General features: G+C 48.7%; 16 protein-coding genes and 2 rRNA genes. 4 read left to right on the top strand and 14 right to left on the bottom strand.

Annotated features, from left to right (window positions below; all coding sequences use genetic code 11):
- The 3 genes from GCE9029_RS22465 to nagE all read left to right on the top strand — a co-directional run.
- Positions 1 to 106 (top strand): 23S ribosomal RNA (locus tag GCE9029_RS22465); the annotation flags it as partial.
- Positions 107 to 226: 120 nt separating this feature from the next.
- Positions 227 to 342, top strand: a 5S ribosomal RNA gene (gene rrf, locus GCE9029_RS22470).
- Positions 343 to 600: 258 nt separating this feature from the next.
- Positions 601 to 2,061 carry an N-acetylglucosamine-specific PTS transporter subunit IIBC gene (gene nagE, locus GCE9029_RS22475; RefSeq protein ID WP_062667134.1) on the top strand — a complete coding sequence of 487 codons (1,461 nt, stop codon included), beginning with the start codon at positions 601 to 603 and terminating at the stop codon, positions 2,059 to 2,061.
- A 10-nt stretch (positions 2,062 to 2,071) separates the two neighbouring features.
- On the opposite strand, the gene GCE9029_RS22480 is transcribed toward nagE, so the two are convergent.
- The 3 genes from GCE9029_RS22480 to GCE9029_RS22490 form a co-directional block, all read right to left on the bottom strand.
- On the bottom strand, positions 2,072 to 3,373 hold the full coding sequence (locus GCE9029_RS22480) for a sensor histidine kinase (protein ID WP_062667136.1): 1,302 nt from the start codon (positions 3,371 to 3,373) through the stop codon (positions 2,072 to 2,074).
- Entirely contained in the window at positions 3,357 to 4,031 is a 675-nt protein-coding gene (locus tag GCE9029_RS22485) for a response regulator transcription factor (RefSeq protein WP_062667138.1), read from the bottom strand. Before GCE9029_RS22485 ends, GCE9029_RS22480 begins: the two co-directional genes overlap by 17 nt.
- 314 nt (positions 4,032 to 4,345) lie before the next feature.
- On the bottom strand, positions 4,346 to 6,919 hold the full coding sequence (locus GCE9029_RS22490; RefSeq protein ID WP_063856924.1) for a beta-N-acetylhexosaminidase: 2,574 nt from the start codon (positions 6,917 to 6,919) through the stop codon (positions 4,346 to 4,348).
- Between the two features lie 379 nt (positions 6,920 to 7,298).
- Here GCE9029_RS22490 and GCE9029_RS22495 point away from each other — a divergent pair, with 379 nt between their 5' ends.
- Entirely contained in the window at positions 7,299 to 7,592 is a 294-nt protein-coding gene (locus GCE9029_RS22495; RefSeq protein ID WP_231870187.1) for an MliC family protein, read from the top strand.
- A gap of 102 nt (positions 7,593 to 7,694) precedes the next feature.
- On the opposite strand, the gene GCE9029_RS22500 is transcribed toward GCE9029_RS22495, so the two are convergent.
- The 11 genes from GCE9029_RS22500 to GCE9029_RS22550 form a co-directional block, all read right to left on the bottom strand.
- A complete protein-coding gene (locus tag GCE9029_RS22500; protein WP_062667143.1) occupies positions 7,695 to 9,107 on the bottom strand; it encodes a phosphoglucomutase/phosphomannomutase family protein in 1,413 nt (470 codons plus the stop codon).
- A 59-nt stretch (positions 9,108 to 9,166) separates the two neighbouring features.
- Positions 9,167 to 11,572 carry a glycoside hydrolase family 94 protein gene (locus GCE9029_RS22505; RefSeq protein ID WP_062667146.1) on the bottom strand — a complete coding sequence of 802 codons (2,406 nt, stop codon included), beginning with the start codon at positions 11,570 to 11,572 and terminating at the stop codon, positions 9,167 to 9,169.
- A 39-nt stretch (positions 11,573 to 11,611) separates the two neighbouring features.
- Positions 11,612 to 13,528, bottom strand: coding sequence for a beta-N-acetylhexosaminidase (locus GCE9029_RS22510; RefSeq protein ID WP_062667148.1), 1,917 nt, complete (start codon positions 13,526 to 13,528; stop codon positions 11,612 to 11,614).
- A 3-nt stretch (positions 13,529 to 13,531) separates the two neighbouring features.
- The gene (locus GCE9029_RS22515) at positions 13,532 to 14,410 is read right to left on the bottom strand and encodes a glucosamine kinase nucleotide-binding domain-containing protein (protein ID WP_062667151.1); all 879 of its coding nucleotides are present in this window, start codon (positions 14,408 to 14,410) and stop codon (positions 13,532 to 13,534) included.
- On the bottom strand, positions 14,403 to 16,106 hold the full coding sequence (locus tag GCE9029_RS22520) for a glycoside hydrolase family 9 protein (RefSeq protein ID WP_062667153.1): 1,704 nt from the start codon (positions 16,104 to 16,106) through the stop codon (positions 14,403 to 14,405). The genes GCE9029_RS22515 and GCE9029_RS22520 overlap by 8 nt, the downstream gene beginning before the upstream one ends.
- A gap of 28 nt (positions 16,107 to 16,134) precedes the next feature.
- Positions 16,135 to 17,124, bottom strand: coding sequence for an ABC transporter ATP-binding protein (locus GCE9029_RS22525; protein ID WP_062667156.1), 990 nt, complete (start codon positions 17,122 to 17,124; stop codon positions 16,135 to 16,137).
- 29 nt (positions 17,125 to 17,153) lie between these two features.
- Positions 17,154 to 18,119 (bottom strand): ABC transporter ATP-binding protein, encoded by a 966-nt coding sequence (locus GCE9029_RS22530; RefSeq protein ID WP_002540449.1) that lies wholly within the window; start codon positions 18,117 to 18,119, stop codon positions 17,154 to 17,156.
- Positions 18,119 to 19,144: an ABC transporter permease gene (locus GCE9029_RS22535; RefSeq protein WP_062667158.1), complete on the bottom strand. Its 1,026-nt coding sequence runs from the start codon at positions 19,142 to 19,144 to the stop codon at positions 18,119 to 18,121. Before GCE9029_RS22535 ends, GCE9029_RS22530 begins: the two co-directional genes overlap by 1 nt.
- A 2-nt stretch (positions 19,145 to 19,146) precedes the next feature.
- A complete protein-coding gene (locus GCE9029_RS22540) occupies positions 19,147 to 20,133 on the bottom strand; it encodes an ABC transporter permease (RefSeq protein WP_002540447.1) in 987 nt (328 codons plus the stop codon).
- Between the two features lie 119 nt (positions 20,134 to 20,252).
- Complete coding sequence (locus tag GCE9029_RS22545; RefSeq protein ID WP_062667160.1) at positions 20,253 to 21,935, bottom strand: ABC transporter substrate-binding protein; 1,683 nt, start codon at positions 21,933 to 21,935, stop codon at positions 20,253 to 20,255.
- Positions 21,936 to 22,773: 838 nt separating this feature from the next.
- Positions 22,774 to 26,151: a response regulator gene (locus tag GCE9029_RS22550; protein ID WP_062667162.1), complete on the bottom strand. Its 3,378-nt coding sequence runs from the start codon at positions 26,149 to 26,151 to the stop codon at positions 22,774 to 22,776.
- Positions 26,152 to 26,296 lie beyond the last annotated feature (145 nt).

Raw genomic sequence — 26,296 nt, forward strand, 5'->3', positions numbered from 1 at the left:
AAGTCCTCTAAAGGGTTGTTGGAGACTACGACGTAGATAGGTCAGGTGTGTAAGCGCTGCGAGGCGTTGAGCTAACTGATACTAATTGCCCGTGAGGCTTAACCATACAACACCCAAGGGGTTTTGACGGACTCGAATAGAACCTTGAATGTGTAGAGAACACAGAAACAGCTTTCCAAGATTTTGGTTTTGACCTTTTTTAAAGGTGAAGACTTAGCAGAATTTGCTTGGCGACCATAGCGTTATGGACCCACCTGACTCCATGCCGAACTCAGTAGTGAAACGTAACAGCGCCGATGGTAGTGTGGGGTCTCCCCATGTGAGAGTAGGACATCGCCAGGCTTCCAATACAGTCAAAAAGGCCATCCGCAAGGATGGCCTTTTTGCGTTTGTCCTTTCTCAAAGCCCTCTTTGTCTCCTTTCATCACCACTCAATTATCCGAATTAACGAGATTTGAGATCTCGGCTGCCTAAATTTTCCCAATATTAATTTTTGTTAATGCTGCTAAAAGGTCACGTTAATCGCACTCGCTCTACTCTGACATGGTCATTTTAACGTTCAGAAATGGCCTAACGGATTGAAATGGAGGGAGTGTTAACGTGAATATTTTGGGATATTTACAACAAGTCGGTAAGGCATTAATGGTGCCGATTGCCGTGCTGCCCGCGGGCGGCTTAATGTTGGGATTGGGCTATGCCATTGACCCAACTGGTTGGGGGGCGAACAGTCCACTGGCAACCATCTTAGTGTTTGGTGGGAAAGGGATCATGGATAACCAGGCTTGGCTGTTTGCAGCAGGCGTCGCCTACGGTTTAGCTAAAGATAACAATGGTGCGGCGGCATTGTCTGGTCTTCTGGGGCTTCTCATTGTGGAAATGGTTGTTGGGAACATCAATGTGATTTCTCAGATAACTGGCGTACCTGTCGCTGATATGTCTCAAGCTCAGGTTATTGCCTCAGGGGCTGCGGTAAGTGCCTTTACCGGTATATTAATGGGGATTGTGGCGGCGGTTTTATATAACCGATTCCACAATATTCAGTTGCCGACGGCACTGGGCTTCTTTGGTGGTCGGCGCTTTGTACCTATCGTTACCTCTTTCTCTGCGATTGGCATCAGTATCTTGATGGTGTACGTGTGGCCGACAGTTTATGGTGCTTTGGTTAACTTTGGTGTCGCTATCTCTGAAATGGGCGCAGTAGGTGCGGGTGTCTATGGCTTCTTTAACCGTCTATTGATTCCAGTTGGCCTTCACCATGCACTGAACCAAGTGTTTATCTTTGATCTTGTTGGGATCAGCGATATTTCAAAATTCTGGTCTGGAACCGGTGAGTTGGGCGTGACAGGCATGTATCAAGCGGGCTTTTTCCCAGTAATGGGCTACGGTTTGCCAGCCGCATGTTTGGCAATGTACCACTGTGCAAAACCAGAAAATAAAGCGAAGGTTGGCGGCATTTTGGGGGCTGCTGCAGTAACCGCAATAATCACCGGTGTGACAGAGCCCATCGAATTCGCCTTTATGTTTGTGGCACCTGTGCTGTATGTCATTCACGCCGTACTGACAGGGTTGTCGCTCTTTATTGCGGCGAGCATGCAGTGGTTTGCTGGATTTACCTTCTCTGGCGGTTTGATTGACTTCGTGTTGTCGTTCAACTTGCCGCTTGCCATCAAGCCTTACATGTTGATTGTTCAAGGTCTGTGTTTTGCTGCGATTTACTATGCAGTATTCCGCTTTGCGATCGAGAAGTTTGACCTGAAAACGCCAGGCAGGGAATCGGTTGATGCGAAACAGCAGTTATTACCAGTCGATGATCGCGCTGAAGCTTATGTGTCAGCATTGGGAGGAAGAAGTAACCTTGTGAGCATAGACGCTTGTATCACACGTCTTCGTTTAACGCTGAAAGATGTCAGCCGTATTGACGAGGAAACACTGACCGAACTAGGTGCTCTGGGTGTGGTAAAACTGGGTGATAAGAACCTGCAGGTTATCGTTGGAACAGAAGCGGAGTTAATTGCACAAGCCATGGCAAACAGACATGAAAGTGCTGTTGCTGCAAGTTAAATGATTGCTCCTACTCAGCATGGGTTTGGATCGGGTCCAACAAGATCCGAACCCTGGTTCCTGGATGATTATCTCGAATCAAAAGACTCGCTTTATGCCGACTGACAACCGCATCGACTAAAGCTAATCCGAGTCCGCAGCCGGATTCAGTTCGGCTTTTATCTGCGCGATACATGGGTTTGTATACCGATAGTTTGTCTTCATCGTTTATCCCGATACCATTGTCAGCAACCACAACACCATAGCTATCAACAACCACTTCAATGGTCCCTTGCTCCGGCGAGTACTTCACTGCGTTTTCAATCAAATTAAATACTGCGCGGAATAGGAGAGAGCGATCCCCTTTCAACTGGCATATTTGGTCTTGGCGAAAGGATAGTGTTTGCTGTTTTTGTTCAATTAGAGGTTGGATAAACTCGATGGCATCTTGAGTCACCAAACTTAAATCTACGCTTTGTTCTTCAATCTTTGTCTCAAGGGTATTAAGTTTGGCGATCTCTAGCATGCTATTGAACATGGAGAGCAGCAGTTCAAGCTCATCATGACAGGCTCCAATGTCCTTGGCTTGGTCGGGAAGAAGTGTCGGACTATTTAGTGTTTGCTCTAATCTAAGCTTCAATCTGGCCATCGGTGTTCGCATGTCATGAGCGAGCCCCGTTGTTAGAGAGCGTAAAGTAGCCTCATTCTTCGTCATCTGCTCAATCATAAAGTTGAGATGAATAGCGAGGATGTCAAACTCGTCATCTCGGCGGGAAACGGAGAGCTTCACATCACTCTCCCCGCAGACAAACCGGTTCATTGCAAGATTCACCCGTTCCAATCTCTGCTGGATTTGAACGCTGAAGGAAAAGGCGACAATAAGCATCAAAGCAATCGGTAGCAAAATGCCAGAGAAGACGATAGGCACAAGTGCATTCCGAAAGGCTTCTAACTTGGCAGGATCTACACGAACCTCTAAGTGGTAGTCTGGAGCGAGAGAGATTTGAGTGTAGGATTGAGGTAGGCGGTGCATTGGGTATTCACCTACCTGAATAGATGGACTATCTCTTAATTGGTAATAAAAAAGTCGCTCTGTGGTTTTCTTTGCCGCCAGGAGTTGTTCAACCTCGTATCGGTTGGATCGAGCAGCATATTTAAACTCGGAGATCTCATCATTAAGCTGATCTGTCAGTTGCTCTCTGTGAAAAGCCTCTGAACCCGTGTAAACAAGATAAATGACGACGACATTGATCGAAGCAATCAAGAGAAAAAGCCCCACCAAAGTTTTAAATACAGATGAGCGGGTTAGTGTGTAGTTATCGGCGAAGAACATAACCTGCTCCGCGCACCGTGTGCAAAATATCTGAACAGCCAGCCTCTTCGAGTTTTTTACGCAGATTCGCTATGTGCACATCAATAACATTGGTTTTAGGATCAAAATGATAGCTCCAAATAGCCTCAAACAGACGCATACGAGACACCACCTGCTCGTTGTGTTCAATGAAATATTGAAGCAAACGCAGCTCTTTGGGCTGTAAGGAGAGCTGGTGATGATGGCATTGGGCGCTATGCGTTTTCAGGTTGATCTTGAGACAGTCGTAAACCAGCTCACTAGTAACGGGTTGATGACGATGTGCTCTGTTAATAATGATATCGACGCGGGCAATCAATTCTGCAAGGGCAAAAGGTTTGGTGAGATAGTCATCGCTCCCAGCGGTTAGGCCATCCACTTTGTCTTTGACGCTATCTAGTGCACTAAGAATAAGAATGGGAAGCTCGGGCTCTGCAGACTTCAGCGCGGTAAGTACTTTCATCCCATCGAGGTTTGGTAGCATGCGATCGAGTATGACCAACTGATACTGGCTGCTCAGTGCCATCATCAGACCATTCTGTCCATCTTCAGCGATATCAACAGCATACCCATGCTCTTTCAGCGCCTTGGCAATAAAGTCTCTTGTTGTACTGTCGTCTTCAACGATGAGTATTTTCATGTTTCCTCCATAGGCACATGAATATCTTACGTTTTACTCATTACACTACTTAAAAATAAAAACAGGCTCGCACTGAGAATGCGAGCCAACGCCAGTTTGGGGGAACTGTAATTTTCTAAATTCGCCAGTCTGCAAATGCTGACGTGGAAATAGCTTAGCGAAGATTGAATTAACCGAGGGTGGATGAAAGGTTAATTATTGTTAAGGTTAGAAAACTAAGCTCGTACTGTGCTTGATATGCCAATTCTGCTTACAATAAAAAACGCCTTGGTCATTAATGACCAAGGCGTTGTAGTAGATAAATAAGCGGATCTTTATTTCACTTCAGCAACTCGGCTTGAGCGATCTCCTGATACGGTGCGGATAAGTGCACTAGTCACTGCAGGCGCTTGATTCGTATCATAGGCTTGCCAGCTTTGACCATTGTCAACGGAGTATTCAATCGCAAGGCCAGGGAAAGCACTGTTCGCTTTCAATACGCCAGCTTCGATGATGCCGCCAGGTACTGGCAGGTTAAAGGCGATACCACCTTCTTCCAGACTAGGCATGATGTTTTTCGCAACAAGGTTTGCGAACTGATTGTAGCCAGCATTACGTGCCGCCTCATCAACCAACTTGCCGTCTGCATCGTGAGCTTCCCATGACGCCGAATACCAAGCACGCTCTGCCAACGCGATTGCGCGAGGGAAGGTCATGCCTTCGAACTGCGCTTCTGTACGGATAGTTTCACTCCAGATAGAGCCTTGAAGACCCAGAACGTTTTCTGGACGCTCAAGCGTTTTCACACCAGCAGCGTTGAGGACTTCTTCTTTAGTGATTGGCGCGCCAGCACGGGTAAAGTCGGCATTCGCGTACAAGTCATCTGGCATAAAGCCGAATGACTTACGGGTGTCAGTGAAACGTGGAGCCCAGTAATAACCGCGCTCTTCTGGATCTGGCTCATGCGGGTGGTCGAAGTAGAAGTGAGTTGCTTGGTTATAAATCACGCCATAGCCATTGTTGGCAAGGTTGTAAGCGCGGTCTGCAACGCCCCATTCCCAGATATTCTGCCATGCATTACCAGTCACCAGCGCGTTCACCATTTCACCACGTGGGTAAACTTTGTTGTTGTGCATCAGGCCATCTTCCCAACCACCCAGATCAAGGTTGTGGTTCGCCGTAATGGCAGAGATACGTTCAACGAAGTATTGGCTTAGCTCGTCAATGGTAGAGATGCCATGGCTGTTATCTGCAAGGAATGCCTGACAGACGGGAGAGTCTTTCCATGCACCAGCGATTTCATCACCACCGAAGTGGAAGGTTTTGAGTGGCTGAATATCCTGATGAAGCGCAACCAATGAACCAACAACGGTATCAACGAAGTTGTAGGTTGATTCCATACAAACGTTCATTGCGTTGTCAGTGAACATCTGTACTGACAGGTATTCAGTGGTGTCGTCAGGATCGCTCAGGCGAAACTCATTGGCTTTGACCAAATCACCTTGCGCGGCAAATTTCTCATAGCGTGCGTCCATCGCTTTGATAGCGGCGTGCGCGTGGCCTGGCATATCGACTTCAGGGATCACCTCAATGCTTAGCGCTTTAGCAGCGGCTAGGATTTCCTTGTAGTCAGCCTGGGTGTAGAAGCCATTTGATTCGGCTGTGCCATCAGGGCCAGCGCCAAGGAATGGCAATACACACGTAGTTTCAGTAAGGTCATGACAGCGTTTTGAGCCAACGTCAGCGAGTTCTGGCAACTCTGGGATTTCAATACGCCATGCTTCATCGTCACTCAGGCGAAGATGCAGTTTATTCAGTTTCACTGCAGCCATCTGATCGAGTAACTCCAATACAGACTCTTTGCTGCGGAAGTTACGCGCTGCGTCAATGGAAAGTCCACGGTAAGCAAAGCGTGGGGCATCAGCGATTGACGCTTCAGGCACAGTGCCGTTGTCTGTTAATTGAATAAGTGATTGTGCCGCATACAACGCACCTGCGGCATCAACAGCGTTGATCTCAATCTTTTCTTCTGCTGCGGATACACTCAACTCGTAAGCTTCTTCCCACTTGGCTTTACCATCAATGGTGACTTGCCCCCAGCCAACATGAATCACTTTGGATTGATTTGGAGACCAAGGTGCTGCGGTTAAGCCAAACTGCTTAGCGATAAACTCTGCCTGGGTTTGGTAGCCGTTGTCGTAAACCACTACCCAAGATGGATCGATAGTGAGCTCACCTTCCCCGAAGCTAATTGATGCAGGTGTAGGGATAACCCCCTTTGCGTCAGCAATCTTGCTGAGATCGCTGTTTTTCGCGTAGCGATCGGCAGCCGTGAACGGGTCGTAGAAATCGGTGATGCTGCCGCCATAGCGTTTCCACTGTAGCTCAGTGTCAAAATCAGAAACGAAAGGTAGCTCTTCACCTGGCTTGGTAGGCACTTCTCCGTTGATGGTGTTGCTTGTGCTGACAATCAGAGCGGTATCACCACTGTCGGAAACCAGATACCAGTTTGGCATAACGTCGGTTTTCGCCACTTGCCAGAATTCGGATAAGAATTCGATATCAAGCGACTGTCCCGGTGCGAGGGGAGAAAAAGAAGCGGTAGGTTCGATCTTGAAGATATCACCGTTAACGTGAGAAACCTTAAGCGTGTCTGTTGCTAAAGGTTTGATCATGCGGATGTGGCTGAAGTAAATAGCCCATCCTGACGATGGCAGCGCGGTTGTGCTGTCATTGGTGAGAGAAATGACACCTTTAAATGTACGCCACTCATCTTGCTGGTTATCGATGACTGAGTACGTCAGGTCGAGACCTTGGCCCAACTGAGTTAACTCCTGCGAAGAGACTGCATAACTCGGTGCCGCTAATGCTCCAGATACAGCGGCCGCCAATAAAGCGTGTTTTAACATCAGTTTACTCCTTTAATTTCCAACGCGAAATAAATCATAGAAGAGCATAGCGATGAAAAAAGGCAGGGTAATTAGTTGCGACGGAAGACTTTTCCTTTTGCAATTTCGGTCATCGATTGACATTGAAATGGGGGCTATTTCAACAGAATGTTTTCGTTGACCGCACAATGTACAGAAAAATGGCTATACATATCGTTCAATATGCGCTCTTTATTTTTCCTCGTTAATTTATTCAAATTTCATATTTTCAATATCTTGTTTTGAAGCAAAGCTTCGCCTTGGATCAAACTAGAATGAAATGTTGTGACTAGGTTTTCATATTAATTTTTGCATTCATGATGAGATATATGGGTATATGAGAACGCAGTGATGGAGAAGAATGATGAAAAGATTACTTGGCGTTACGGTGACAGCCTCTCTGCTGGCCGCTTGTGCTTCCCCATTGCCTCACCAATATGCGTGTGAGGATGGCCAGATGTTCGGTGCTATGGTGATGTCAGACTATGCGTTGATTCATATAAATGATGCTGAGTATGAACTCCCCCGAATTCGATCTGCTTCCGGCGCGCAATATGAACTGGAAGATGGCTCTGTGGGGCTATATACAAAAGGAGACGACGCTATGCTCGTTGTCGGTGACCTCTCTTTTCGTGAATGCACCCTCAGCAGATAAAAGAAAGGGTAGCTAAGCTACCCTTGTTGCAAAAACCTTTCGGTTTGCAGGAATGAACAGCATTGTTGCCAATTTAGTGGATTAACCTGTTCATTTTGGACATCAAACGTACAGGAACTCTTTGATTTGTTTAACCAGAGCTTCCGCGGTGTCTTTGTCTTCCCACTCCACGAAAATACGCAGTAGTGGCTCGGTGCCTGAGAAGCGCGCCAATGCCCAACCGCCGTTCTTGAAGTAAACCTTCAGGCCATCGGCATAGCTAACTTTTTCAATCTCATAAGCAAATTCTGGCAGCGCTTTTTCTACATAAATCTTGTTGTAGAGCTCTTCGCGCTGAGAAGCTTTGAACGTGCAATCACCTTCAGCTGTGTAGGCATAGCCATACTTGCTATAGATTTCATCAAGCAATTCAGATAGCTTCTTGCCCGTTACGCTGATCATTTCCACCAATAAGCTTGAAGCGAATACGCCATCTTTACCTTTGATGTGGCCGCGGATTGTCAGGCCACCAGAGCTTTCGCCGCCAATCAAAGAGTCATCTGCTTCCATTTGTGAGCTGATGTGTTTGAAGCCAACAGGCACTTCAAAACTCTTCTCGTCATGGTCTGCGGCGACTTTATCCAGCAGGTGAGTGGTCGCGATGTTACGTACTACAGAGCCTTTCCAGCCTTTGTACTTCAGCATGTAGTAGTACAGCAGCAACAGGACTTCGTTCGGGTGAATGAAGTTACCTTTCTCGTCGATGATGCCAAGACGGTCTGCATCACCATCGGTACCAATACCGATGTCGTAACCTTCATGGGCGACCAAATGTTTTAGGCGATAAAGCGTTGCAGCACTTGGTGATGGCATCAAACCGCCGAAGCCTGGGTTTGCACCGTCGTTGATCACGTCAACATCACAGCGGCCAGAGATAAGAACGGTTTGCAGGGCGTTTTTCGCCACACCGAACATAGGGTCGATCAGCACGCGCAGGTTGGCTTTCTTGATCGCTTCAATGTCGATGAAATTGATAATCGAATCCACGAATTCGTTCATCGGGTTGATGATTTTGACCGAGCCTGCTTCAACCGCATCTTCGAAGTCGATGGTTTTCACATCGCTCAGTTGAAGTTGACTGATTTGCTCTTCAATCTTCGCAGTGATGATTTCGTCTGCGTCGCGGCCGCCTTTGATAAAGACTTTGACACCATTGTAATCCGCAGGGTTGTGCGAAGCGGTGATACACGCCGAGTAGTGGGTTTCCATTTCCTTCGCCTTGAACATGACGATAGGGGTTGGAACGTATTTGTCGATAAAGCTAACTGTGATGCCGTTTGCGGCTAGCACGCTTGCAAACCATTCTGCCGCTTTGTCAGACAGAAAGCGGCGGTCATAACCGATAACAAAGCCAGGCTCGATCGCGTTTTCATTGATCATGATGTTGGCAAGGCTCTGGGCAACGAGTCGCACGTTATCGCGGGTAAACTCTTCGCCAATCAGTGCACGCCAGCCACCGGTACCAAATTGGATCATGGTTGAACTCCTTTAGAAACAGACAAATAACGGGGCTGATTCAGCCCCGTTTTTTGTGATTAGCCCAGAACAACAACCACTTCGTTCACAGAGCCTGCCGCTTGTGCAGGAATTGCACCTTCAACAGTCTCACCGTTCAGAGTGATTGATTTCACGCCTTTGCTAACGCTGTTCGGGTTTTCAACCTTGATGTTGTAAGTCGCATCGCGCCATTCACGACGAACTTCGAAACCAGGCCAGCTTGTTGGGATACATGGGTCTACGATCAGACCGTCGAAACCAGTTTGTACACCCAGAATGAAGTTAGTTACCGCGAAGTAAGCCCAACCAGACGTACCTGTCAGCCATGGGTGGTTTGCGCGGCCATGGTTTTCGTGGTCACGACCCATGATGAACTGAACGTAAGAGTAAGGTTCAGCAACACGCTTCTCGATCATGTCGTTTTGGTTGAATGGGTTCAGTGCGTCGTAGAACTTCATCGCGCGGTCACCACGGCCCAGTTTGGTTTCTGCAACCCATGCCCATGGGTTTGGATGCGAGAAGATTGCGCCATTTTCTTTCACGCCTTGGTATACGCGAGTGACGAAGCCAATGTCATCGTTTGGCGTTGCGAATGATGGGGAGTTCAGGTGCAGACCGTACTCACAGTAAAGGTTCTCATCAACCGCATCCATGGCCTTCTCACCACGTTCTTGTGATGCCAGACCAGACAGCACTGCCAGAGTGTTTGACTCAAGGTGAACACGACCTTCAGCTTGTTGCGCTGTACCGATCTTGTCGCCATCTTTTGTCAGACCACGGATATACCAGCCACCTTCATCATCCCAAAGGTGTTTTTCACACGCTTCGCGGAGATTTGCTGCCATTTCGGTGTACTTCTGAACGTCGGCTTCCTGACCTTTGTATTTAGCCAGTTGAATGAACTCTTGCAGTGCCCAGAAGTGCAGGAATGATGTCATTGCTGACTCACCGCCACCCAGGTTCAGACAGTCGTTCCAGTCTGCACGCAGACCTTTACAGATACCGGTTTGACCTACGTACTCAGCAGAGAAGTCCAGAGCTGCTTTCATGTGCTCGTAAACTGATGCATCACCACCGTTTGCGTATGGGATCATCTCATCAAGGAAGCTCTCTTCGCCAGTTTCCTGAATGTAGTTAATGATGGTTGGTACAATCCACAGATGGTCATCAGAACAGGTGTCTTCGATACCGTGGATCTTATCTTCATCGCTTGGAGTTGGAACAACAGTCGGTGATTTAGATGGTTTAACGTCCGCTTTTTCTGGATCGAACCAGTCTGGATCGAACAGATGCAAACCGTAGCCTTCTTTCACCTGACCACGCAGCAGATCCACCAGACGTTTACGCGTCATGTGCGGGTTTGCGTGAGGAACTGAAATCGCATCTTGCGCGGTATCGCGGTAGCCCAGACCAGTACGACCACCTACTTCGATGAACGATGCGAAGCGAGACCAAACCACACAAGTTTCTGCCTGGTACAGAGTCCATGCGTTGATCATAGTGTCCAGACCTTCGTTTGGTGAGGTTACCTGGAACTTGTTACAACGCTCATCCCAGTGGCCTTTGATTGCTGCAAATGCTGCATCAACGTTAGCCATGTCCTGGTATTTCGCACGTAGACGCTGACCTTCGCCTTTGCCAATGCCCAGCAGGAACACGAAGCGAACTTCTTCACCTGGCTGAATAACGAATTGCTTGTGCAGTGAACCACAGTGGTTGTAACAGGTTTGAACGTGGTTTGAACAACGGCCATTCTCTACTGCAATTGGGTTTGCTTCGTCACGGTACATGCCCAGGAAGCTATCACGCTGACCGTCGTAGCTGTCAGGGTCGAAGCTAGACGCCATGTAGTAGAAACCTTCGTAATCATTGGTGTTGTAGTACAGGTCGTACTCAATCACACCGTCGTTGTACGAAGTACCTGCAGAGTACAGGCTCATCTGATGGTTCTGGTTATCAGACTGGATGTGGCTGAATGAGAATTCAACAAAAGAGAACGCGCTGATCGTGCGTGGCTTGTCGCCGTCGTTCTTGATCTTCACATCCCAAATTTGTGCATCTTCGCCTTTTGGTACGAACAGGGTTTTCTGTGCCGTGATGCCGTTGTACTCACACTTGAACTTAGAGTAAGACAAGCCGTGACGTACTTCGTACGACGCTTCTTCCAGGCTTTTTGCTACTGGTTGCCAAGAGATTGACCAGTAGTCGCCAGTCTCGTCATCACGCAGGTATACGTAGTGTCCTGGACGGTCGAAGGTACCGTTTGGACGGAATTTGGTCACGCGGTTGTACTCAGGGCTGTTGTAGAACGAGTAGCCACCTGCGTTGTGTGAAATAACGGTACAGAACTTTTCTGTACCTAAATAGTTGGTCCATGGCGCCGGTACGTCAGGGCGGGTAATGACATATTCCCGGTTGTCGTTATCAAAGAAGCCGTATTTCATGGCGTGTATCCTTCTACAAATCTCAAAAAATTGAAGTAATTACCGACGATAGTTAATACCCAGACGATCCAGGTACTGCAGTTGTCCGCTGAGACGGGCTTGGAAATCTGCCCAGTCCCGCTGTTCCTTGGCGCTCCAACACACTTCTGCGATCGCCAGAAGGCGAGGGAAGATCATGTACTCGAAGCGGCTTTGGGTATTGGTCATCTCGCACCAAAGTGCGCATTGAATTCCTTTCACTTTCCCAAACTCTTCTGTGGTGACGGTTGAGTTAGCGAAAGGCTCATAGTGGTAGGCTTTTTCAAGCGGTACCTTACAGGCCCAGTCTGTGCCCGGCTCACAAGCCGAGTAGTCTTGTGCCATATCCAAGTAAGTTTCGTGCCCTGGCTGAAGCACAACGTTGTAACCGTTGCGAATGCAGTCGACGCCGGATTGTTCATTGAGCCAAGAGAAGATCACTGTGTCTTTGCTGACTTTGTCGCCAAACACGGCCTCTTCCCAGCCGAACATTTGCTTGCCTTTGGTGCTGAGGAAATCTTCACAGTGACGCAGAAGGTGGCCCTGTAGATCTTTGAAGTCTTTGTAGCCGTGGGTTTTCATCAAGGCTTGGCAAGCTGGGCTGTCCACCCACACGCCTTCTGGCACTTCGTCAGCACCAATGTGAACGTAAGGCGCAGGGAAAAGCTCACACACTTCTTTTAAAACGGTTTCCAAGAAGGTGTACGTGCCCTTAAGACCCGGGTTCAGTACATTGTCGTTATAGTTCTGGATGCTGCGATACGCTGAGGTATCGGCATCTTCAACCAGCAGTTGTGGCAGGGATTTGATAGCTGCACGGCAGTGACCAGGGATATCAATTTCTGGCACCACAGTGATGCCTCGCTCTGCAGCAAAGGCAATCACATCGCGGATCTCGTCCTTGGTGTAAAAACCACCGTGGATTTTGGACAGCGAAGTGTACTGAGGCTCAATGCTTTCGAAAGGCCCACGCCAAGCACCGATTTCCGTTAACTCTGGATACGCATCAATTTGAATTCGCCAGCCTTCGTCATCGGTCAGGTGCCAGTGGAAATGGTTGAACTTAAAGCGAGCCAGTTGGTTGACCAGGTTCTTCACGCGACTGACTGGGTGGAAGTGACGTGCACAGTCCAGCATCATGCCGCGATAACCAAAGCGTGGATGGTCTTCAACTTCAACACATGGCAGGGCGTAATCGAAGTAATGACGATGCGATGCCTGTGTTGGCAGCAGCTGAAGTACAGTCGCCACGCCATGGGCAAAGCCAGCCTCGTTGGATGCTGAAATCGTCACGCCCTGGAGTGTCACGCTTACCCGGTAATGCTCTGGCTTCAGATTTCTATCCTGAACCAGACGGATTTGTCCTTCCTGCTTGATGGTGACTTCACGGCGAAGGTGTTGAGACATCTCGTCTGCCAGCCAACGTGCTGCAGGTTTGCTGATATCACTGTCAGATTGAATCGCGATGTCGTCAGTCAGCGCAAACTGGCCTTGCTTTACCACCAGCGCTTTAGGCTGAGGGATCAGATTGATCGCTTTCGGTTCCGGAAGTATCAGTGGAAGGCGTTCTGGTGTTTGGGTGCCGAGATTGATTGGTGTTGTTTCAACTGGCACGGCCTTAACGCCATCTTCTGTTGTGATCAACAGGCATGCATCACCAATGCCTTCATCATGCATGGAGAAAGGCTTAGTAGGATGGCTGAACTCGAGGTACAGATGATCGTTTGCGTTTAAAGGTTCGCCTGTTTCAAAAATACACAGACTGCCAATCTGTTTTAACGTGCCGTGAGACACTGACGTTGGCAGCACATAGCGACTGGCGCTGAATGTCAGCTGCCAGTTCTGGATGTTAGTTTCAGAAAGGTTATGAAGCACTAATGCAAAGCGGCTTTCACTTGGTGTCGCTTCAATAACATTGAGGTCTAGGCGAAAATTCATGGCTCACCTCGAAAACGGATAAAGATTGTGGTTACCGCGCGCCATCAAAATAGCGCCGGCCATGGCATCCGCCTGGGGTTTTACCAGCAAAGACTGGGCCGCTGGAGACAGCCAGCGAACAATACGTTCACCAATGCTGCCCATCAGCGCGATTTGCGTTGCGCCTTTACGGTTCAAACCGAGGATAAGACGCTCCACATCACCAGCAGAGCCTTGCAGTAATTCCATGGCAAGTTCATCTCGCTCCATTGCCAGTTCGAATACTTTCGGACTGAATTGGCCGTAATCGCGAGGTTTCGCGGTTTTAGACCATTCAACAATGGCGTCGAGGTCGTGGTTGAAGTGCGCAAGGACGTGATCTGACAGAGCTGAACTGGTGCGAAGACCATCGTGTGCCAGCAATGTTTGTTGGATCAGGCGCAATCCCATAACTGCGCCACCGCCTTGATCGGAGATTGGGAATTCACGGCCACCGACAACATGCTGTTGACCGTTTTCTAAATAGATACCGACAGAGCCTGTTCCAGCGATTACGATGGCACCGTTATCACCGCTGAATGCGCCCATGCATGCACCATAACCGTCGGTGTTCAGGGTCATGTGTTTGTACGGGTGTGGCAGACCCATAAACGCCTGCCAGGCAGAGCGTTGCTCAGCAGCTGCTAATGCGAGACCGACAGAAAGCGTGGAAAGGTCGGTGATACCAGCCTGTTCAGCCGCTTGAGCAATAGCGCTTTGGATGTTCTCCATCGCCAGTTCCACACCCAAAAGGATGTTGGCACTGCCGGTTTTGGCTTCACCCAAAAACTGGCCTTGTTCATCAACAATACGCGCGCGGCAGGAAGTACCACCACCGTCTACGCCACAGAAGAAATTACCCATGGGCAACATCCTTCTTTTGCATGGCAATCGCTAACAGATACCAAGCCGCATGTGGGATCCATTGCTCACCCCAGCGCCAGTTCTGCAGCATGTCTTCTTTCTGGCCTTCCGGCTTGAAAGCGATGTCCTGCTCGTTTTCAAAGCCAGCCGTAATGCCGTTGCACACGCCGCCTTTGGCATTGATAAAGCCAAGATCAGGCAGATAGTCAGGGTTGTTGCGGCCATGGCCGTCCAACATGCACATGTCGTAAGGGTTGAGTCCCACAATCCAGTTCAGGGCATGTTGACCGTATTCACGAAGCTTGGCTTTTTGCTCTTCGTCAGGCACATAGCTGGTGGCCATAAATGCCATGGCAGCCAGTGAACCCAGACGCGCATTTTCACCTTGCCACCAGTATCCGGTCTCGTTGCGTTGGGCCACGAAGAAGCTGGTGCGTTTTTCTGCGTCGACATTCTTGATGTACTGACGCGGATAACCGAACGGGTTGTTCACTTCGGCGGAGATGCTGAGTTCAAAGTTCAGCGCATTGAAAAGGGTTTCCGTATATTTCGCTTTCAGTGTGTCATCACCTTCTACCTGAAGGTATTGCATCAGCGAAATCGCAGGCAAGCCTGCTTCAGCAGCATGAAAATAAGGGCGCGAACCATCGCCGTTAGCGGACCAGAAGTGCTTAATATATTCATCACTCTGTTGTTGCTCAGCAAGGCGGGTTGCCCAATAACGCGCTTCTTCAAGGTATGACTCGCTGGCGGTGAGTTTAAAAAGTTCTGTTGTTGCCAGCAGCGCGCAGTAAAAGTCGATGGTGTTTTCCTGACCATCGTCCAGGTAAGACGTATTGTTTTCTTTTAGATGCCAGTAGCCCGTTTCTGCCGTCTTTTGGTAAGTCTCAACATCGTATTCGCCGTTAACGCCAAAGCGCGCTGCAGCGGCAAGTGATGCGATCGCTACGCCTGCCCCTTGACGGAAACCAGCCTGGAATGCGTTGGTCTTGTGACCTTGCTGGGTTTCATAAGCGCAGATATCACGTTGAGATGGGTCTTTGCTCCACTTGTCGAACACAGTCAGGTAGAAGAAACCTTCTGCGTCCTGCATGCGAACGAGAAAATCTGCACCAAACAGCGCTTCATCATGCAGACGGGTTTTAGAGAATGGAGCCAGTTCTGAAGAAAGGGTTTCCAGAGTGTTCAGCATATTCCAGACAACCATCGGAATTTGCTGAGGGTTTAAATAGTTAGCATATGAAAGGTGGCTGAAGTATTTGCTGACGTCGCCTGACGCATCATACCAACCGCCATGAACATCAACGTGACGATCTGTACCGAGAATAGGTACAGCGCGATCGCGCTGATCAAACGTGCCTGTACAACGCTGGGATTTAAAGTAGTGGATCACATCAGAAAAGGTGCGATCGAACAGAATACCTTCTGCGACGGAAAAAGCCTGAGATGAAACATCCCCCACTTTGACGAAGAAATCTCCGCACTCATTGAGTGCAGAGAAATCAATACGGTAAACGTCGCCGGTATGCCATTGGTCTACAGAACCACAAGCACAAACAGGCAGCTGCATCACCGATTGCCCAGTTCGACAATCTACAATATCGGCATGTGTTGCAGTGACTTCTTGCTTTGCAAGGATCAGCGCTTGTTTATTGCCGAAGCGCTCATAGCCGATATGATTGATCAACAGCTGCATTTTACCTCCTAAAACTCTAGCCCGAAACTCACTCGAACAGATAGCAGCGAACGAAGTGGTTATCCGCCAGCTTGGTAACTGGAGGTAACGCCTCACGACATTTTTCTGTCGCGTGCAGACAGCGGCCAGCAAATGGACAGCCAACAGAATCCGGCGTCCACAGAGGAATTTCGCCTTTGTTACCTTCCAGTTCGGTGTGGATAGATTTCGAAGGATCCGGTACTGCGGAAACCAGCAGGCGTGTGTATGGGTGTTGCGGACGGTGAATGATCTCTTCACAGTCACCCCACTCCACCATGTGGCCAACGTACATAACCGCCAGATCTTCTGCGATGTAACGAGCAGTTGCGATGTCGTGCGTGATGTACAGCAGCGCCATTTCCTTCTCGAACTTCATCTCTTCCATCAGGTTCAATACACCTGCACGGATAGACACGTCGAGCATGGAGGTTGGTTCGTCAGCCAGCACAACTTCAGCACCCACAGCGATGTTACGCGCTAAGTTAACGCGTTGGCGCTGACCACCAGAAAGCTGATGAGGGTACTTCTGTGCGGTTTCTTTTGGCGGTGTAAGGCCAACCTGGTTCAGCAGGTCGTACACTTGTTCTTCCAGCTCTTTCGGGTTGCTGCTCGCTTTCTTATGAATGTGCAGCGGACGCGCGATGTGGTGGAAAATGGTGTGTGTTGGGTTCAGGGAACCGAACGGGTCTTGCCATACCATCTGAACACCTTCGCGATAGGTCATCAGATCGTTTTTCTTGGTGATAGTCGCGATGTCGCGGCCTTTGTACTCAATAGAGCCAGAGGTTGGTGCATACATCTTGGCGATCATTTTCGCTGAGGTAGATTTACCTGAACCAGATTCACCTACTACCGACAGACCGCGGCTTTTATAAAGTTTGAATGACACGTCATTCAGTGCGCGCATCATTGGCTTGTTCAGCGCATTACTGCTGATAGGGAAATCTTTTACCAGATTTTTGCCTTCAACAATCGGTTGGCCTAATTCTTTAGTCATTGCTCACTCCTACAAGTCTCTAAAGCCAATTACTTGCCTGTAAACAGGTGGCAGTTGGTGAAACGGTTTGGCTCTACCTGAGTCAGTGTGTTAGCCACTTTGAAGCAGGTATCTTTGGTCTTTCCGCAGCGAGCCTGGAATCGACAGCCTTGTGGGATCTCAAGCAGGTTCAAAGGGTTGCCTGGAATACCGGAAAGGTGTGTTTTTGGACCCGTCAGTGGAGGGAATGAGCTAGCCAGACCTTCGGTGTAAGGGTGATAAGGGTTTTTGAGGATTTCTTTCGACGGTGCCACCTCAATCAACTGGCCCGCATACATGATGCCGATACGGTCAGTGAACTCGACCATCAGTGACAGGTCGTGAGTGATGAACAGAATCGAGAAACCAAACTCTTCTTTCAGTGCGTGGATCTTTTGCAGGATCTCGCGCTGAACCACCACGTCCAGTGCCGTTGTCGGCTCGTCCATGATGATCATTTTCGGGTTCAGAGCCAGTGCAATCGCAATAACCAGACGCTGACGCATACCACCAGAGAACTGGTGCGGGTAGTCGGTCAAACGGCTTGGGTGGATATCAACGATTTCCAATAGACCTTCAGCGCGGCGTTTCGCCTGTTCGCGGGTCATGTTGGTGTGGCGCATGATAACGTCACAGAACTGCTCTTCCATGGTAAGAACCGGGTTCAGGGCGTTCATCGCTGACTGGAATACCATGGAGATTTCTTTCCAGCGGAAGCGGCTCATGCGCTCATCGCTGTACTTCATGATGTCTTCACCATTGAAGAGTACTTCACCGCCGCTGATGAATGCAGGCGGCTTATGAAGACGCATCAGCGAGAATGCTACGGTGGATTTACCACAGCCAGACTCACCTGCCAGACCGAAGACTTCGCCTTTACCGATATCAAAGCTTACGTTGTTTACTGCGCGGACATCGCCCGCGTCAGTAATGTAGTCAACACATAGGTTGCGGATTTGTAGTTGTGCGTCGCTCATTATTTCTCTCCGCTCATTGCTACTTGTGGAGTCAGCTCAGTTTCTGCACGTGACTGAGTTTCTGCTGCTTGCATCTTCTTCCAGCGCTTAAGGCCTTTTTGTGCACGCAACTGCGGGTTAGCGATTTCATCGACTGCGAAGTTAACCAGTGCCAGTGCAAGAGACAGCAAGCTCAGCGCCAAACACGGAGCCAGTACTTCCCACCAGATACCCAGTTGCATTGCTGAAGAGGTACGTACGTTGTACAGCATTGAACCCCAGCTCACTGCGCTCGGATCGCCCATACCGATGAACGAGAGCACAGACTCAGTCAGGATGGCGTACATCACAGAGCCGATGAAGCTTGCACCTACCAGAGGGATAAGGTTTGGCAGGATTTCAACAAACAGGATGCGAGTGCGGGATTCGCCAAGCACTTCTGCAGCTTTAACGAATTCTTTCTCACGAATTGCCAGTGTCTGGGAGCGGATTACCCTGGCGCCCCATGCCCAGGAGGTTAAGGCTATTACCAAGGCGATGGTGAGCGGGCCTGCCTGCCCGACGAATGCTGCTACTACCATCACGATTGGAAGCTGAGGCATAACCAGCATGACGTTCATCGCACCCGACAGCACGTTGTCTACACGCCCGCCAAAGTAACCTGCTGAGATACCCATGATTGTGGCAACCACACACACGAAGATACCTGCAGTGAAGCCAACGAACAGTGAAGTTCGCGCACCGTGAACCACCTGAGACCAGATGTCGCGGCCAAGACGGGTAGTGCCCAGAACGTGCTCAGCGTCTTTTGACATGCGCAGACGACGTTGGTTATCTGCCAGGTTCTCAGCTACCCAGCCATCTGGACTAGCCTGTGCCATTTTGACAACAAAACCAGGGTATTCATGTGGTGCACCCGTACGCTTGTGCGGGTCGTACTGAGAAAGAAATGGTGCAAACACAGCGGCGATGATAAACATCAGAATCAAGATGACGCCTACCAGAGCCTTTGTATTACCGCGAATAATATTAAGAAAATCTTTCATGATTATTTGCCTCCCTTACGCAGACGTGGGTCAAGCAAAACGATGAGAACATCAGCGATGAAGTTGAAGCACAGCATAACGATGGTCAGGATGATCAGAAGGCCTTGAAGTACTTGGTAGTCACGGCCGTTAACGGCATTGAGCATCGCAGTACCCAAACCTGGGTATTGGAAAATCATTTCTACAACCAGCTGACCAGCAACCGCCATACCCAGCGCCATAGAAAGCGCAGTAACGGTTGGCAACAGGGCGTTACGAGCGGCGTAGTTGAAGACAACACGGTTCTCTGAAAGGCCCTTACCCTTAGCCATGGTGATGTAGTCTTCTGCCAACAAGTTGATCATGTTGTTACGCATGTTGATCAGGAAGCCACCGATTTGCGCGATGGTCGCACAGAACAGAGGAAGAAAAGCGTGGTAGAGAATGCCGCTGTAAGTCTCCCAGCTGGTGAAGTCGAGGATTGCGCCCTCTGGCATGCCGTAAGATGTCGGGAACCACTTGAGTGTAATACCGAATATGAAAAGGATAAGCATGCCGATAACAACAGGTGGAATTGCCTGTAAGGCCATAAAACCTGGAGATACGAATGAATCGAAGCGACTGCCACGGCGCCATGCCGCGAAGATACCAACCACTGAACCGATACAAAACGCCATCACTACGGAAGTACCTGCAAGGAACAGAGTCCAACCCAGCGATTTAGCAATCAGCTCGTTAACAGTCATTGGATAGAATTGGGTAGATACGCCGAGTTCCCAGGTGAAAATACTTTTCACGTAAGTCAGGAACTGAACGTGGATAGGGCCATCAACGAAACCCAAAAGTGCTTTCATTGCCGCGATACGTTCAGGGGTTACCTGTACACTCGCATTGGCAAACATCATGGTCACCGGGTCGCCGGGCATTGCACGTGGTAAAATAAAATTCAGCGTGATTGCGATAAGCAATGCGCCAAAATAAAACATTAATCTATTAAGAAAAAATCCCATAACTCACACCTTAAGTGGCACGACGAAGCCGTGACCAAAGAATTAAAGCTCCAAGGTCAAAAATACCGATTGTTTATCTTTGGAAAGAGGCGGCGCGGATGCGCCGCCAGATTTAGAGATTAAGCTTTTGGCTTAAGGTCAAGAATGTGCAGCAGACGCTCATTGATACCTTGCCAAATCATTGGACGGCCTTTGGCATTGTCCGCACTCCACCAGCCAGTGAAGCGTGATTCGTTGAACTGGTAAGTAGAAGCCGCAGACAGAACTGGAATCACTACTTGATTGTCAGAAAGGATCTTTTCAATCTTGTGAGCCATTTCCACTTGCTCTGCACGGTCAGCTGTTGAGTAGAATTTCTCCAGCAGCTCGTCTACTTCCGCGCTCTTGAAGCGGTGCATCGCGAAGCGTGGGTTACCTTCTTTCGCCATGAAGCGAGAGTGGAAGCCAGTGTCCCAAGTCTGGTGTGGATCTGGACCTGTGAAGTAGTTAGTCAGAGCTACGTCGAACGTACCACCAGCCATTGCTTCGTTGTAAACAGAGAAGTCAGGCGTTACAGCTTTCGCTTTGATACCCACATCTGCCAGGTTTTCTGCTGCCAGTTGTGAAGTGTTGTTCCAGTCAGTCCAGCCAGAAGGAGTCTGGATTGCCAGTTCAAAGCTCTTACCTGATGGAGTTTCTACGAAACCGTCACCATTGATGTCTTTGAAGCCTGCTTTCTTCAACAGCTCTTTAGAAAACTCAACGTTGTATGAGTTGAATTTCTTCGCTGCATCGTAAGTTGCAGGATCAGACCAGCTTTGGTAAAGCGCCGCGATACCTGCTGCAGAGTGGTTTGGAGAACCTGCACCGTAGAACGCGATGTCAATGATTGATTGACGGTCGATAGCAGTAGACATTGCGCGACGGAAGTCAACGTTAGTCAGAGCTTCGTTCTTAGCTGCTTCTGGGTGCTCGAAGTTAACCAGCAGGTTAACAGAAGAGCCTACTGGTGCTGGCCAGTATTTGTGGTTCTTGTTTACTGATGCGTAAACTGCGTCGATATCTGGGATGAACGAAGAAGTCCAGTCCAGCTCAGAAGCAACAATCTTAGACAGCAGACCGTCGTTGTTGTTGATCAGAGGCATACGCAGACAGTCGATAGCTACGCTGTCAGCATCCCAGTAGTTAGGGTTTTCACACTGTACATACAGGTTGCTGGTGAAGGTATCAACTTCAGTGAACGGACCAGTACCAACTGGAGTTTCGTTCGCGAAAGCTTCTGGCTTATCGACCTTGCTCCAGATGTGCTTAGGAACAGGATGCGTTTGAACCAGTTTGAAAGGTGCTGAAGAGTTAGCTTCGTTCAGCGAAATTTCAACGTTGTTGCCTTTTACTTTAACGTCGCTGATCAGAGCTGCGTTACCTGCAAGGTCAAGCGCTGCGTTTTCACGGATCAGGTTGTAAGTAAATGCCACGTCCTCTGCAGTGAAAGGTGTGCCGTCAGACCACTTAACGCCTTCACGGATTTCGAAAGTTACTTTTCTCAGATCATCTGAAACAGTGTAATCCTTCGCGAGACGCATTACTGGGGTGTTACCGTCCAGCTGGTTGAAGATAACCAGTGGCTCGTAAACGAAGTCCAGAGTTGTTCTCAAGTTGTTCTGCAAGAACGGGTTGAAGTTACGAGTAAGTTGTGGGTAGAAGTCAGGTACGATAGTTAGTTCTACTCTATCAGCAGCGCTGACAACAGGAGCTGTCAGTACCGACGCTGCGGCCGCAACGACGGCTACTGCAAGTTTTGTTTTCTTTAGATTGGCAAGCATAGCTGTTCCTTACTAGTTGCTTTGTTCCACTTGGTTCTGACCGTAATCAATTTGGTCAGGCCGGAACCCGCTATGGATAACCACTCAAGTGAACTTGGTCATCCACATGGCCGTGCAGGCTCAGTGCAATGTAAGGAAACTCCGGTTCTGTTTTTTGGTCAATTGGGTCGCCCGTTAAAAACGTTAAAAGAAACTGATACCTTGTCAAAACCGTCAATATTGACGGTTTTGACAAGGTGTTCCCCCTATTGATTGAGGTCAAAAAACACTCTGAATCGGCTAGTTAAAGTAATTAATGTAAGTGTTCACTAACGCTTCTGGCCTTTTAATATGGTGACTTTAACTTGATTGAAATATTGGGTGATCTCGATCTCCGTTTGTTTCTATCGTTAATTTTCTGCTGAAAATTTGATAGGTGCTTTTGTTGTGATTCCCTTCTCATAAACGGAAAAAGAGTCTCATACTTATCGATGAAGGTTAAAAACAGAGCACTTTTAAGGAGGGTTTCAACGGCAAAATCGTCATGAAAGTGCCTTGATGTGCGCATGTGTTTTTCGAAGAAAAATAAGTGAAAGGGAAATTGGGATGAACAGAATCCTAAGCTTATTGATGAGGCCTCTCATATCGCACAGTAACCCTCAATGAACGCGTTGTGGCTTCCAACACGAAATGAAGCATGTTCTGTAAATAAAAGTATTTGACGCTTATTGGGCTGGTCGCTGAGTTGGTCGGAAAGGCTGTACTAACGCTCATTAAAAATTATGGCTTGAAAGCCATGCCATCGGTCTGGGATGTCAAACGTTGGGCAGAAAAAAGCCCCGGGACGGGGCTTTGTAAACTATTTGGAAATTAAGGTCTGCAATCTTTCTCTTAGCACCTCAAGCTCGTTCCTTTCTTTGTTTTCTTCTATGCAACGTTCAAGGACAAAGTCGATCGTACTAATGACTGTTCGCCACCTTGGAGATTTTGGAACAGTTTCGACGTGGAGGTATTTGTCGAGCGTTCGTGTTTGCAAGGTACTTCGATCAAGATAAACACGCCAAAGTCCGCTCTCCTCTGCAAGGTCAAACTTGGTTTTACCTGTGGAGTTTTGCCAGAAGTTTAAGGTAGCACTCATCACTTTGACCAGCGTATCTCTCAGTATGTCAGCTTTGTCCGGCTTGCTGCCTGAGAAGCGGTCAGCCATTCTGGTGAACTCTCCGCCAAGCTCACGGAGCTGCTGAAGTTTTTCCATATCGCCGTCATAGGCATAGTCTGACAGCGCAGATACCGCGTTCTCCAAAAGCTGTACCCGATGTGAGGAAGCTTTCTTCCCTGTGTTGAGGATTAGCATCATCTGTAGACCAGATGATTCCGGTAGGGTGATCAAATCCGTATCAATATCAACGATGTCCCCATCAATTTTAAACCTGAATTGGCCGCTGTAATGACCTCGAGCGGACTCAGGTTCAGGCAATGCCATCGCTAAGAAATCTTCAAGCTGGTGGCGCTCAATTTGTTCGGCACTAAGGCGGAAGATTTCGCTGCAAGCATCATTGGCATAACTGATCCGTCCATTCTCCTGCACACAGATAATACCTTCGGAGGCGCTATCCAGCATGCCAAGCAGTTTGTTCTGTACTTCTCTAAGGCCAGCTTCAACTTGCTCACGGAAATGAATTTCTTTCTGTAGAGTGCGGCTGTGCTCGCGCTCCTGCTCAGTCAGCGAAGCATTAATGTAAGCGCGAATGCGGGCACTGAGTTCGTCTTTGTTGAAAGGTTTTGTCAGGTAATCGTTGGCACCGGCATCAAATCCCTTCACTTTATCCTGAACCTGACCTAACGCCGAAAGCATAATAATAGGCAGATCAGCCCGACTGTATCGCTCTCGTAGGTGAGTACATACTTCATAACCGCTGAGTTCAGGCATCATGACATCCAGCAACATCAAGGCTGGCTTTTCCATAGTGACAGACTCAATTGCCTGGCGGCCATTTTCGACGGCTTTTACCCGATAACCTTCAAGGCGCAGGAAGTTGTTGAGTACCTGGAGGTTTACCGGTTCATCGTCCACTACCAAGATCAACGGCCCATCCGGGTTTTCCGGTAATTGGGTGTAATCTGTCTGATCCAGTTCTACACGAGGTACGGCGAAGTGCGCATTATTGGCAAGACGCGTTTTCGCTTTATCTTCTTCAGTGGCTAACGGCAAAGTGAAGCTGAACGTCGTTCCTACCATTGGTTGGCTGGATACGTAGAGCTGGCCCCCCATGATGTCGATTAGCTGGCGACTGATAGATAACCCAAGACCCGCACCCTGCCGGTATTGAGCAGCGTTGCCACTGGCTTGAGTCAAAGGCTCGAAGATATACTCGAGTTGATCGGAAGGTATCCCCTGACCAGTATCTACCACTTGTATGCGAAGCTGGCCTTCCAAAACGGTGGCAGAAATAATGATTTTGCCTTCGTCGGTGTATTTGATTGCATTACCAATCAAATTGTACAGCACCTGCTCCAGACGTTGCTCGTCAGCACGAACCAACGGTAAGTCAATAGGTACCTGATTGATAATACGCACCGGTTTGCCACCTAAAAGGTGACTGGAGAGCTCGATAACCAGTCTCACCGCATTGGCTGTATCGACCGCTTGAGGGGAGATTTCCAGCTCGCCATAGCGCATCTTGTGATAATCCAGTAAGTCATCCACCAGATTCGAAAGACGCTCACCGCTGTTAATGATCATTTGAAGCTGATGTTTTTGGCGCTCTGGAAGTGGCCCTTCCGCACCTGCCAGCATAGATTCAGCAATCCCTACCATCCCGTGTAATGGGGTACGAAGCTCATGAGAGGTTGTTGCGAGGAAGTCATCTTTCATGCGATCGGCTTGTTGGAGCTCTTCGTTCTTTTGCTTGATGACTTGAATATTCTGCTCAAGTTCTTTGTTTTGCTCGCGGATGAGAGCCAGTTTGTCTCGAACTGAGCGTTGCATACGGGCAAAACTGACAGCCAGTCTACCAATCTCATCTTCACGGTCTGTACTGTTAATCTTTTGGTCCAAATCGCCCGCAGAGACTTGCTCCGCAGCCCAGGTCAGCTTGAGAAGAGGCGCGGTGATGGAATTAGACAGCATGTGTGAAGCAATCACTACCAACAAAATGGCAATGACCATGACCGCAATGAAGATTTTCTCCAATTGGTAGATGCGGGCGAATGCTTCTTCTTCCGGTAGTTCGAGGACGATCGCCCAGGAAGTGCCCGGAATATCAACTGGCGCATAGGCACCCAATACTCGGTGATTTTCTGGACTCAGGAAACCGCCGACATCACGAAGACCTGCGAGAGCGGCTTCAATCGCGGTACTGTTAATCGGTGCCAGTGTTTCTGTCGTCACCAGATTACGAGGGATAAGGTCATTACCCACCAAAAGGGTGCTGATGTAGCCCTTCTCCTGTGGGGTTGAGTTGAGCATTTTATCCAGCGCATTGTTTGGCAATTTGAACAGCACGTAGCTGTGCAGGTAGCCCTGCTGCATGATAGGTGCGGCAAACCACGCCACCATTTCACCATTGGCTTGCTGGGTGTAATCAGTAAAAGCTATTGGTGTATTTTCGCTATCTGTCAGAGGGGAATCGACTGTCTCTCTGATGTCAGAGAACGTTTTACCTACTGCAGTTTCACGCCACTTTTCAGAAAGCAGGTTTGAGCCAAAAGCGTCATCTTTTAACGCGGAATAAACCACGTTGCCGTGAATGTCGACGAGCAAAATATCTGAAAAATCAGAACGCTTCAGGTGTTCTTTGTAAGCCCAGTCATAGCGCTTATGCAGCAGGCGATATCGCTCGCTTCCAGCGAAATTGCTGTCGTTAGCGTTGGGTGGTAGCGTGGCGTTTGAATCGGCACCATAGCGCTCCCGGGCAACGTTGCGGGCAATTTCTTCCGTGTCGCCAAGCTGTTGGAAGGCGGCAATTAAACCGTAAAAGCGTCCACCGCTGGCGGTAGCCAGTTCAGAACGGCTAAAGGATTTTACCTCTGAGTGACGGGCATCAAAGTAGCTGATTATTTGCTCTTTTTTGTTGTCACGGAGGAAAGAAAGGTGTGTGGTGCTTTGTTGTTCGAGATCGCTGCTGTGAGATTCAAGGAAGAAAATCGCCAACAGGGTGAGAGGCGTAATACTCAGCACCAGAAAAGCCAACATCAGCGTATGCTGAAGTCGTTTGAATTTCTGTTTTTTTTGCATGTCTCTGCCTGAGAAATCGGAAATCAAAAGGCGCTTTGCTTAGCCTAAAATTGTCGAATTTGACGGTGGCTAAAACGGGCGCATATGAAATAAATCCATCTCCAGCCCTTATACTGACTTAATTTTTCTTGGCAAGTAAGTTATC

Origin of the sequence: Grimontia celer (genome assembly GCF_900055185.1) — a bacterium.
In the GTDB taxonomy this organism is placed as follows: domain Bacteria; phylum Pseudomonadota; class Gammaproteobacteria; order Enterobacterales; family Vibrionaceae; genus Enterovibrio; species Enterovibrio celer.